The organism is Bacteroides sp. 224 (assembly GCF_010500995.1).
Classification (GTDB): domain Bacteria; phylum Bacteroidota; class Bacteroidia; order Bacteroidales; family Bacteroidaceae; genus Bacteroides.
Window position 1 is genome coordinate 24,211 of record NZ_QVMK01000001.1, and the last position, 12,205, is coordinate 36,415.

Annotated in this window: 7 protein-coding genes; 6 read left to right on the forward strand and 1 reads right to left on the reverse strand. The window is 40.5% G+C overall.

Features of this window, described 5'->3' with window-relative positions; translation table 11 throughout:
* Positions 1–16: 16 nt before the first annotated feature.
* From D0T60_RS00060 to D0T60_RS00085, 6 genes are all read left to right on the forward strand, one after another.
* Positions 17–1,627: a right-handed parallel beta-helix repeat-containing protein gene (locus D0T60_RS00060; RefSeq protein ID WP_163215955.1), complete on the forward strand. Its 1,611-nt coding sequence runs from the start codon at positions 17–19 to the stop codon at positions 1,625–1,627.
* A 23-nt stretch (positions 1,628–1,650) separates the two neighbouring features.
* Positions 1,651–2,301, forward strand: coding sequence for a hypothetical protein (locus D0T60_RS00065; RefSeq protein ID WP_163215958.1), 651 nt, complete (start codon positions 1,651–1,653; stop codon positions 2,299–2,301).
* 64 nt (positions 2,302–2,365) lie between these two features.
* Positions 2,366–3,754: a sulfatase-like hydrolase/transferase gene (locus D0T60_RS00070; RefSeq protein WP_163215961.1), complete on the forward strand. Its 1,389-nt coding sequence runs from the start codon at positions 2,366–2,368 to the stop codon at positions 3,752–3,754.
* Positions 3,755–3,834: 80 nt separating this feature from the next.
* Positions 3,835–4,743, forward strand: a complete 909-nt coding sequence (locus tag D0T60_RS00075; protein ID WP_163215964.1) for an alkaline phosphatase — start codon at positions 3,835–3,837, stop codon at positions 4,741–4,743.
* A gap of 437 nt (positions 4,744–5,180) precedes the next feature.
* The gene (locus D0T60_RS00080; protein ID WP_163215967.1) at positions 5,181–7,265 is read left to right on the forward strand and encodes a BT4734/BF3469 family protein; all 2,085 of its coding nucleotides are present in this window, start codon (positions 5,181–5,183) and stop codon (positions 7,263–7,265) included.
* 319 nt (positions 7,266–7,584) lie between these two features.
* Entirely contained in the window at positions 7,585–7,821 is a 237-nt protein-coding gene (locus tag D0T60_RS00085; RefSeq protein WP_163215968.1) for a DUF3791 domain-containing protein, read from the forward strand.
* A gap of 265 nt (positions 7,822–8,086) precedes the next feature.
* On the opposite strand, the gene D0T60_RS00090 is transcribed toward D0T60_RS00085, so the two are convergent.
* A complete protein-coding gene (locus D0T60_RS00090; protein WP_163215971.1) occupies positions 8,087–12,109 on the reverse strand; it encodes a two-component regulator propeller domain-containing protein in 4,023 nt (1,340 codons plus the stop codon).
* Positions 12,110–12,205 lie beyond the last annotated feature (96 nt).

Here is a 12,205-nt window from a genome sequence, read left to right on the forward strand (position 1 = left end):
TATTAAAAAGAAACTTATGAAAAAGATTACTAAAATAACATGTTTGCTTCTGGGACTGATTTTATCAGTCCCCTTGGCAGCGCAGAAAGTTTACTATATAGATCCCGAAGGGAATGATAATAATTCGGGAACAGAAGATGCGCCTTTTGCCACATTGGTTAAGGTACAAGAAGTGGTGGCTCCCGGAGATATTGTTTATATCAATGAAGGAACCTACTCAATATCGCCCGATCAGGCTCCGATGACTACTACCAATAGCAACCTTTATCATTGTGTGTTTCACCTGAATAAAAGTGGAGAAACCGGAAAACCGATTTCGTATATAGCTAACCCCAAAAATTCTACTCGTCCGGTATTTGACCTCTCTTTGGTAAAACCAAAAGATCAACGTGTTACAGTATTCTATGTAACCGGCTCTAATCTATACCTCAAAGGTTTTGATGTAATTGGAACACAGGTTACTATTGTAGGTCATACACAGTCCGAGGCTTTTCGCATAGTGAAAGGGGCTAACAATAATAAATATGAGGACTTGAAAGTACACGATGGTATGGCTATTGGCTTCTACCTACTTGGAGGAAGCAATAATCATATCCTGAATTGTGATGCTTATAATAACTATGACAACGTTTCTGATGGAAGTAAAGGTGGTAATGTGGATGGCTTTGGTGCACACATCAGCTCGTCTTCAGTAGGAGAAGGAGTGGGCACAGGTAATGTGTTCGAAGGATGCCGCGCATGGTATAATAGCGATGATGGCTTTGATTTGATTAACTGTTTCGAGGCTGTGAAAATCATTAACTGCTGGGCTTTCCTTAATGGATACGGTGGAAGTAAAGGTGTGGCTGCCGGAGACGGTACCGGATTTAAAGCCGGAGGATATGGCATGTCCGAAGATGCACTACCCAAAGTTCCTGCTGTTATACCTGTGCACGAGGTAACTAACAGTTTAGCTTATTATAACCGGTTAAGAGGTTTTTACGCTAATCATCATTTAGGCGGACTTGTTTTTGCCAATAATACAGCCATTGCCAGTGGAGTGAACTTTGAAATGAGGAACAGAGAATTACCTCTTGTATTACCTCCGGTAGATGTAAATGGTTATGAACATGCCATCAAAAACAATCTGTCCTTTTCTGGTGCCAGAGGAAGTACCTTTGCCATACAGTGGGTAAATAAAGGAAAAAGCAAACTTACAAATAACTCTTTTGATGCCGGATTAGATATGAAAGAAACCGACTTTGTTAGTTTAGACGAAACAGAGTTGATGGCGCAACGTAAATCGAATGGAGATTTACCGGATATCAGCTTTGGGAAACTAACTTCGGATGCAGAACTTCGCTACTGGGGTATGGGTTGCTTTGCATCAGGCGAAGCCTCTAAACTAGACTTTAGCTGGTTGAAGAAACCAACCATCGTGTTGGCAGGAACTATCGCAAGTGTAGTAGGGCCTAATGCCGAAGAATTTACAAAGATATATGTAAATCTGGATGGAACAGATCAAACCGATTCTTTTGATAAAACAGCCGATCTGTCAGCCTATACTGGTGTCCTAAATCTGAAAGCTACTGTTGAAGATAAAGACGGTAACATCAAGAGAAGCATTATATTGAAAATAAAAAGATAATAACCGGATAAATTTAGAATGATATGAAACAATTTACTTATATACTCTCTTTTATCCTGATGTTGCTACAGTTCAACCTTTTTATAGCCTGTAGCGATGATGATAATACAGTTTCTGAACTAAAACTTGATCGCACAGCTATTCAGGTAAAGCAAGGAAGTGAAGGCATATTAAAGATTGAAAGCGGAAGCGGTGGATACCAGTTTTCTTTTTCTGCCGAAGGTTATGCCGAAGCTAAGTATCGTGATAATCTGATCTATATACAAGGAAAGAACTATGGAAAAGTAGTTTTAACCATCACTGATTTGGCAGGAAATACTGCAAAATTAGATGTAGTAATCATATCAAGTGTACTCAATACTGACACCCAGCGATTTGTTTGGGGTAACATGATAGAACTCAATAAAGCCAATAATTGGGGACTTACCGTCGAAGAAAACAGCATTGCCCTTACCAATGTGCTGGAAGGGAAACAATATGTTTTATCTTGTGATGGCGATCTATCCGTTGGTATTAAACAAAATGCTACCCTTGAAATTTTGAGTAGTAAAGAGGGTGAAGCTCCTCAGGAAATAATCCTTGCCGGCATGGAAGTTCTTCAGGTTAAAGACGGACTTTGTTCCATCATCTTTAGCTCGGCCGATACCGTTGGCGAATTAGTATTCCAACAATAATTCTTTTTACATAAAACAGAGAGGGCGTTTAAATGAAGCGTCCTCTCTTTACATTTATAACCTTATGATTTCAACTAACAGCCTTTCGTTAACAGCAATCTGCTCCCTCACCACCCTCCTTTCCTCCTGCGGAGGTACCCCTACAGCTAAAAACGCCACCCTTTCCAAACCCAACATCATCTTCATCCTCGCCGATGACATGGGCTACGGCGATCTTTCCTGCTACGGAAACAAATACATCCAAACCCCCAACATCGATAAACTGGCAGAAACAGGAACTCGCTTCCGGCAATGCTACGCAGGTTCTGCCATCAGCTCCCCCTCCCGTTGCGCGTTGATGACCGGGAAGAATACAGGAAACACCACCATCCGCGATAACTTCTGCGTAGCAGGTGGACTGGAAGGACTAAAGAATGGAAACCCCATCCGGCGTATGCACATATTGCCAACGGATACCACCATTGCAACGGTTTTAAGCGATGCAGGCTATCAAACCTGTTTGGTAAATAAATGGCATTTGGATGGCTTCAACCCCGAGGCAACTCCACTGAATAGAGGATTCGATGAGTTTTACGGCTGGTTGATTAGCACTCCGCACTCCAACGATCCGTACTATTATCCTTATTACCGGTTTAGTAACGACTCGCTTATCCATATAGAAGCGAATGCACACGACCAGCATGTGAAACACAATACCGATCTTTCTACAGACGATGCGATTAAGTTTATCCATCGGAACAAGGAAAATCCATTCTTCCTGTATCTGGCTTACGATGCTCCCCACGAACCTTATATCATTGATGAAACCGTGTGGTACGATGATGAAAGCTGGGACATGAATACCAAACGTTATGCATCACTCATCACCCATGCAGATAGAGCCATCGGTCGGTTGCTGGATGAACTCGATAATCTGGGTATCCGCGAAAACACCTTGGTTATCTTCGCTTCCGATAATGGCGCCGCTGTTCAGGCTCCTTTGGAAGAGTTGGGATGCAATGGTGTATTTAAAGGTCGCAAGGGACTCCTTTATGAAGGTGGATTGCGTGTACCTTTCATCGTGAATCAGCCGGGCAAAGTAAAGCAGCAGGTATTGGATAATCAGATTTATTTTCCCGATGTGTTGCCTACTTTGGCGGCGTTGACAGATGCTAAAACACCGCAGGGAATGAATGGAATCAATATACTTCCCCTATTTTATGGGGAGGAAGTAGATACGGATAACCGGTTGCTGTACTGGGAGTTTACCGGAAAGCAACGCGCCGCCCGGAAAGGCGACTGGAAAGTGGTATCGGTAAAGAGGAATGCTCCATTGGAGCTTTATAACCTGAAAGAGGATATCACAGAATCTAATAACCTGGCAGAGATGTATCCCGAGAAGGTGGCCGAGTTCGAAAAGGAAATGCAAGCCATGAGAGTGCCAACTCCTAATTGGCCATTACTTAATGAATGATAACAGGATGAAGAATAAATAAATGGGTTTATCTTTTTTTTGTAACTTGCCGCTCATTTGAATTATAAATTAAAGATCTCATGAAAAAAAAGAAACTATTATTTATTCTGATTTCTCTCTTTCTAACTGCAAATACAACAGCTTTTGCAGCAAAACCCAAAGCCAAACATGTTATTCTTATTGGTTTGGATGGCTGGGGGTCATACAGTGTAGAGAAAGCAGATATGCCTGTTACTAAACAATTTATGGCCGAGGGTGCTTATACCCTGAAAAAACGTTCGGTACTTCCTTCTTCCAGTGCGGTAAACTGGGCTTCTATGTTTATGGGGGCAGGTCCCGAGGTGCACGGGTATACGGAATGGGGCTCCAAAAAACCGGAACTTCCTTCTCGTGTTGTTTATAAGAACAATATCTTCCCAACGATTTTTCAGCTTTACCGTGATGCAGATCCGAAAGCAGAAATAGGTTGTTTGTACGAATGGGACGGTATTAAATACTTGGTAGATACTTTGTCGCTGAACTATCATGCCCAAGCGCCCAACTACAAAAAGCATCCTACTGCCTTGTGCGAAATGTCTGTTAAGTATATCAAAGAAAAGAAACCGAACTTCATGGCGGTTATTTTCGATAATCCGGATCATGTAGGTCATGCCGATGGTCATGATACCCCCAACTATTATACTAAGCTGAAAGAGCTGGATGGCTATATCAGTCAAATTGTAGATGCTGTAAAGCAAGCAGGGATGTATGACGATGCCATCTTTATTATTACTGCCGACCACGGTGGAGTTAACAAAGGACATGGCGGTAAGACGATGTTAGAGATGGAAACCCCTTTTATAATTTCGGGCAAAAGCATAAAGAAGAAAGGCTATTGCTTTGATGACATCAGCATGATGCAGTATGATTGTGCCTCCATACTTGCCAAGATATTAGGAGTAAAGCAACCCCAGGTTTGGACAGGGCGTTTGGTGAAAGAGATTTTTTAAGCATTGTATGTAAAATCTGAATTTTCCAATTCACCTCAGAAAAGTTTGTGGCAAAATGCTATCATTGCTATCATAGTGTGTTTAACGTTCTGTGTAATAGCGAGTTGATGCTATGATAGCATTATGTTTTAAGAAAAATATCTACCATTTATGCTATCATGCTTCTTGTCTGAACACTCTTTGTACACCCGGGTGTACGGCATTGGTAGACCCGGGTGTACATGGTTGGTAGATCCGGGTGTGCAGGATGGGTAGACCCGGGTGTACAAAGGAGGGGGATTGTGGCTGTGAATGAGCCATTAAACACTTAAATGAGCCGATAAATACTGATAATGAGCCGATAAAACAAAGTTGATGAGCCATTAAATGTAGCTAATGAGCCAATAAATAAAATCCTGAAACTATTGAAAGATAATCAACTGATTTGAAAACAAACAATGAAGATAACCACCTATAGGAACGTTGGCGAAACACAAACACAACGCACAGTAGAATTAGAAACGGCTTTGGAAGCCATACGCACCGAAATAAAATCACGACCGGTATCTGCCTTGCGCGATAGCTTGGCTCATACAACTTCTGATAGGAGGAATGACTTTGCCAATAAACTACCGGTATGGGTGTTTGGTGGCGTATTCAACAAAAAAGAAGGTCGGCAGGAGTTGATTGCTTACAACGGGTTAATCATGCTCGAAATAAATAAGCTGGCTCACCCGAAAGAGGCGAAACAGTTGCGAGATCTTGCCTCCAAGCTTCCCCAAACGTTAGTAGCCTTTGTTGGCTCGAGTGGAAGAAGCGTCAAGATAATTGTTCCTTTTACATTGCCTGATGGTAGCCTTCCTCAGAAAACGGAATTGATCCGTTGGTTCCACGCGCAGGCATACAAAGAAGCTGTGAAGTGGTATCAACCCCAAATGAAGAGGGAAATTGAACTTAAAAAGCCGGTGGTAGAGCGCGGATGCCGTTTATCATTCGATCCCGACTTATATTATAATCCTCGGGCAGCAGCCATTCATCTGGAACAGCCTTTGCGGATGCCTGCCGAAACTACTTACGAAGAGGCTCAGCAGACTATTAGTGATCCTCTGCAAAGATTATTGCCTGGATACGAGCGTAACCGAATTATTTCTACCCTGTTTGATACCTGCCTGGTAGATGCATTGGAAAAGGTAGGAGGGGTAGATTGGCAGAACGATGAATTAAAGCCCTTTTTTATTAAATTAGCCGAGAACTGTTATCAGTCGGGGATACCCGAAGAGGAAGCCGTGAAGTGGACGCTCTTGCACCGCGGCTTGAAGAAATATGATATTCAGGTACGGGCTAATTTCAGAAGCACCTATTCGCTGGGTAAAAAGTTGGGAGGAAAACCCTGCATTTCCTCCTCTATGACATTGGTAGCGCAATTAGATGAATTTATGCAACGAAGGTACCAACTCCGGTACAACACCATCAAAGCAACGGTGGAGTACCGGGAACTGAAATCTTTTTACTTTGATTTTCGTCCGCTTACCAAACAGGCCATGAACAGTATCTCCCTGAATGCAACGGCCGAAGGAATAAATGCCTGGGATGCAGACATAAAACGCTACCTCTATTCGGATAGAGTGCCGGTACATAATCCCATTGAAGATTATCTCTTCTCATTGCCTGTCTGGGATGGTAAAGACCGGATCAGGAAACTGGCCTCTTGCATAAAATGTAAGAATGACCGATGGGGCGATTTATTTTATACCTGGTTTCTTTCGATGGTAGCACACTGGCAACAGATAGACCATCGCCATGCCAACAGCACACTGCCATTGTTAGTTGGTAATCAGGGATGTGGTAAGTCTACTTTTTGCCTGAACCTGCTTCCTCCCGAACTGCGCGATTATTATACCGACAGTATTGATTTTAGTAATCGCCGGAATGTAGAACTGGCATTGGGACGATTTGCCTTAATAAATATGGATGAGTTCGATTCTATCAGCCCTTCTTACCAGGGTTTTATGAAACATATCCTTCAGAAAGCAGTGGTACAAACCCGCTTACCTTATGCGGGTACTACCGAAGCTATTCGTCGGTATGCCACCTTCATTGCTACCAGCAATAATTTTGATTTGCTGTCCGACCCCACCGGAAACCGTCGTTTTATTTGTGTGGAAGTAGAAGGAATTATCGACTATACTCAGCCGATAGATTATTCGCAACTCTATGCACAGGCGATACATGCCATTCGCAATAATGAAAGATATTGGTTCACTCACGAGGAGGAGGCTTATATAACTTCTTGCAATCAGCGGTTCTTGCGCACGATGCCCGAGGAAGAAATGATTCATACCTATTTCCGTGCTCCGGCAAATGGCGAGAGCTGTGAGGAACTTACCTGTGCACAAATGCTGGAACGTATCCGAATGAAACATCCGGGATTTAAGTACACCCGCACAGTGGCTATAACCTTGGGGCGTTCACTGAAAAGTGCATTTGATTCCCGAAGAATGACTAAAGGAACTGTTTATAAGGTAGTGGAGATTCTTGCTTAAAGGGAAATATGATAGATAAATGGTAGATATTTTTCTTAAATCATAGTGCTATCATAGGTGCAAGCTGGTGATATAGAGGTGATTACGGTGTTTATGATGGCAATGATAGCAGTTTGGTGCAATCTTTTCTGTATGAACTATACTTTAAAAATGTATCTTTCCTCTATAAATAAATTGAACACAGAGACACGAAGACACAGAGGTTTTGATATAATCTCTGTATCTCCGTGTCTCTGTGTTCAATATTATTTTATTCGACTCGCTTATAAATCCTTATTTTTATGTACATTTGTAATGGTAACCAATTAGATATGAACTTATGGCAATCGGAAAATTAGATAAAGAAACGAGCGATAAAATTAGTTTTATCAGTTTTATTATTCCTGAATTTGCTCTTGCTTATAAAATGAATGTACAAAAGGCATATCAATATTTGAAAAAGTATGGTGGTATTGATTATCTAAATAAACATTGGTGGGCATTGCACACCGACAATCCGTTTTGGGCAGTTAGAAGCATGTATGAAATTTGCCATAAAAACGGAGGTGCAATATGAGGGTTTGAAAAAACAAGAAGTATAGAATATGAAATTGCTGATATTGGTGAACCATTATTGGAGCAATTAGTAATAGACTTTAATATTGACGAGGAAAAGGCAACAGATATATTTTATTCTTCCAAAACATTTACACAGCTTTCCGATGCAATGACCAATCTGTATAAAAAATCGTGGCAGGAAATATACGAATTATTAAAAAAGGAATTGAAATAGGACGGTATCTACTAACATACGAATATATCCTGTTGTAGAAGATAGTTTGCTATAGTGCCTTCGTATGCTTCACCCTAAACTCTCCCGGCGTACATCCATACTTCTCTTTAAAGGCTTTAAAGAAAGAGGCTTTATTGCTAAAGCCTGAGTAAACAAACACCTCGTCGATGGTTTTCTTTGAAGTAATCAGCATATTTTGGGTTAAATGGAGGCGACTCTCTTTAATAATGGTTGTCGGGCTCTCTTCGCCTATTTCTTCCAGTTTCCGATACAAGCTTCGGGTACTTATGTCGAGTTGTTTGGCTAATACACGAGGAGTAAGATTTTTATCGGATATATTGTCATTGATTACTTTGAATAAGGCAGCCATAAACTTCTTATGATCTTTGTGAGTAATCTTACCCGCATTTTTTTCGAGCGAACTTATGGGAGAGTTAAAATAATCTTTCAGAATTTCCTTTCGTTCCATCATCTGTAATACAGAAATCCGGAGGTATTCAGCATTAAACGGCTTGGTAATATACATCTCTGCACCTGCCGATAAGGCTGATATTTGCGCGTCCATCTCATAATTTCCCGACACCATGATGATAGGGATATGTGCTGTTTCTTTATCGGATTTCAGTTGATGAATCAACTCAATACCGTTTACTTCATTCATCATCTGATCGCAGATGATTATATTGGGGTACACCTCATTCAATATCTCATTCAGCTTTCTGGGTTCTTTTAAGGTGATTACGTTGAAATCTTTGATAAAAAGATCGCCGATAAACCACAATATTTCTATTTCGTCGTCTATCACAAGAATAGTCGGTTTGGCTTTATTGAATTCGTAAACAGGCAGATTAAAAGCCGGTTGAACTTCTATCTTGGGTATATATTCGGTGGCTATTACTTTGGCAGGAGGGGTAGAGGGTAACTCCATAGCAGGTAGAACAAGCGTGAAAAGTACTCCGTAATCAGGAATGTTTTCAATTCGAATCGTTCCTTTCAGCAGTTTGGCCATGTTATAAGAGATAGCCATTCCCAGTCCTTTCCTTGAAACATCTCGTCCGTTCTGGTTCTCGAAGTTGTCGAGAACTGTGTAGCGATTGAATACATGCTTGAAGTTCTCTTCCCGGATGAAACTTCCTTCATTGGCAACTCGTACAATAAGATTTTCCGGATCATCATTCTCAATCTCAATCCTGATGCACATCCCGTCGGGGGTGTACTTAAATGCATTGGATAGCAAATTGATGAGGATAGTCGACAAGAAAACCTTATCCGAGTTCCAAGTAACAGAGTTGGGTATCTTTTTCAGGAAATTGATGTTTCTGGACTTAGCCATATCGGCAAATGTATCGGCTACGTTGTTGGCAAGTGTCGTAATAGGAAGAGATTCAATTCGCAACTCCCGGTTACCTGTTTCTATCTTGCGGAATTCTATTAATTCGTTAATCAGGTTATTAAGACGTTCTGCATTGGTTTGAATCATCTGCACGTATTTAACTACCGACTTATCGAGGTTTTTAGTAGTCAATATTCGTTCGCAAGGGCCATATATTAAAGTAAGTGGTGTACAAAACTCATGTGCGATGTTGGTGAAGAAACGAAGTTTAGATTCAAATACATTTCGTTGATGCAGTTTCTCTATCTCATTTAGCTTTTCTTGCTTTTTGCGATTGGTGTATGCTGTATACGAGCGAATCAGAACGGCTATCAACCCCAATAAAAGAAGTGTGTAAATAATGTAAGCCCAAGTGGTGGTATACCAAGGATCTCTGATGTGTATGGGGATGGAATATACTTCGCTTTCCATTTCGTAGGCACTGTTGTAATACTTCACTTGCAGGGTGTACTTGCCCGGAGCCATGTTGGTGAAAGAAATAAGATTCTCTTTTCCATTATTAATCCACTGGTTATTGATGCCTTCCAGACGGTAGGAATACATATTATTGTTCCCGTTCAGATAATCAACGGCAATGAAAGAAATAGAGAAAAAGTTCTGGTCATATTGAAGAGACAATACATTTTTGTTTTTCTCTTTGATTAGGTATTTCTGAATGTTATGCTGTTCTCCAAGAATAGAAAGCTGACTGAAATAAACAGGAGGCAAGTACACCTCTTCGGGTTTGCCGTTGGCCTGTATGGAAACAAAGCCATTAACTCCGCCAAAGAATAATGTATTGTTTTTCTCGTCCAGATAGGAAGCCCCATCGCTGAACTCCGTTACCGAAAGTCCGTCATTGTATCCGTAAGAGCGAAAGATCTTTCGTTGGGTATCGAAGTTGATAAGTCCGAGGTTGGTACTTAGCCAGAAAGAGCATCCTTTTGTTTTTATAATATCATGAATGGTATTATTGGGGAAACCCTCTTGTGCATCAAATAGCTCGTAAGAGTTTTCGGATTTGTATTTAATCAATCCTGCGGTAGTTCCGAAAAGGTAATTTCCCAGACTATCTTTATCCATCGCTAATACATTATTTAAAGAAGCATTTTGATAACTGTTGCTAAAGAAAGGAATAAGTCCGTTGGCATCAGCACGATAAGTAAATACTCCATATCCTTTATTGGCAAAGAAGATGGTTGAATCGTTCTCGGCAAAGATGGAAAAGAAGTAATTCGATTCAAAATCTTTATTATTAATGACATAGTGCCGGATATCTTCCAGTACAATGGTTGACCCTACCGATTTAATCTTTGCCTTTATAATTCCCATCCCGACGCTTGCCAGCCATAATTCCGAATTCCCGGTTTCATGAATATCATGAATGTACTTGAAAGGCCGACCATCAACCATCAACTGTATTCTTCTTATTTTATGATCGCGAAAAGAGTAATAGTTCAATCCTTCCTCGTCTCCAATCCACAAAATATGCTGTTTGCTTTCTGCAAAACAATATACGGCATTACTGCCAAGCCCATTGCCGATGGTAAGATGTTCCAATGGGCTGTCGGTAATATTGTTATCAGGGTGATAATTGCGAAACTTTAAGATGCCATTTCCTTTGGTTCCTACCCAGAGTGTTCGTTCATCATCCCAGAATAAAGCTCTGACGGGGCGTTTGGCTTTCTGCATATCAAGCACCACAGGCTTTATGGAGTAAAGCGGATCCGAGTAGATGTATACTCCCTGCCCATCTGTTCCAATCCATACAATGTCTTGCGATTGATCCCTCTTCAGGCAAAACACTCCGCAATTAATGTCGATGTATTGAGGCTTGTATATTTGGCTTTTGGTTTCTTTTTCCAAACGAATAACTCCGTCCATTACAAAACCAACAAAGAAATCGTCGTGATGCTTGATGATGGAAGATATTTTTCCACGTTTCAGTATTTCCTTCTTCATATTACAGATATATGTGCGCTGTTTGTTGTCTGTATTGTAGGAATAGAAATCATGTTCGGAGTTGATATAGTTAATACAATTGTTATCATAAAAGCAATATGATAAGTTTAAGTTGAATGGAATACTTTCCTGGCTCTGTGGTATAAGTGTTATATCTCCGTTGGGTTGGTTTTTTATTTCGTAGCAACTGCCATACGATTTCATGATAATCCACATATAATTATTCTTATCTATGAAGAACGAAAGAATATCCGAGTAAGGTATCCCCGATAAATTGAGTTCGCGAAACGACTGGCTTTCTTTGTGATAATAATGAATGCTGTTGCTCTTATTAATAATGAATAGTGTGCCATCTTTATCTTTCTCCATAAAGAATAACTTATTAAACTGGTTGTATGGAGTAATGACTCCCGTTTCGTTATTAAGCATATTCAAGCCATAATAAGTTTGAATCCAATAAGTGTTTTTGTTGGTGTAAACTATTTTGTCGATGAGATTGCCCGATAAGTAATTAGAGACTCCTTCTGCTTGCGGCGATTGAATCTGTTTGCCATCATACAGATTCAAACCATCGCAAGTTCCTATCCACATCACACCTTGTTCATCTTGGCAAAGAGATGTAATAGATGTATTCGACATGTACTCTTTATTGGCTAATTGCTTTAAATTGTAAGCATTGGCAGTAAAAGAGAGTGCCAACAATAAATAGGTAAATCCAATTCCAAGTATTCTGTTCATAATGCAAGATCTGTTTGTTTTAGCGTTCAACAAAGGTATTTAAAAGGAACTGAATATTCTCCGAGTATTGGCACTTAAAAGTAAATCTGCGTGCCA

What these genes read in the sequence shown, in the direction of transcription:
- D0T60_RS00060 (WP_163215955.1), top strand. Translation starts at nt 17, where the DNA reads ATGAAAAAGATTACTAAAATAACATGTTTGCTTCTGGGACTGATTTTA.
- D0T60_RS00065 (WP_163215958.1), top strand. Translation starts at nt 1,651, where the DNA reads ATGAAACAATTTACTTATATACTCTCTTTTATCCTGATGTTGCTACAG.
- D0T60_RS00070 (WP_163215961.1), top strand. Translation starts at nt 2,366, where the DNA reads ATGATTTCAACTAACAGCCTTTCGTTAACAGCAATCTGCTCCCTCACC.
- D0T60_RS00075 (WP_163215964.1), top strand. Translation starts at nt 3,835, where the DNA reads ATGAAAAAAAAGAAACTATTATTTATTCTGATTTCTCTCTTTCTAACT.
- D0T60_RS00080 (WP_163215967.1), top strand. Translation starts at nt 5,181, where the DNA reads ATGAAGATAACCACCTATAGGAACGTTGGCGAAACACAAACACAACGC.
- D0T60_RS00085 (WP_163215968.1), top strand. Translation starts at nt 7,585, where the DNA reads ATGGCAATCGGAAAATTAGATAAAGAAACGAGCGATAAAATTAGTTTT.
- D0T60_RS00090 (WP_163215971.1), bottom strand. Translation starts at nt 12,109, where the DNA reads ATGAACAGAATACTTGGAATTGGATTTACCTATTTATTGTTGGCACTC.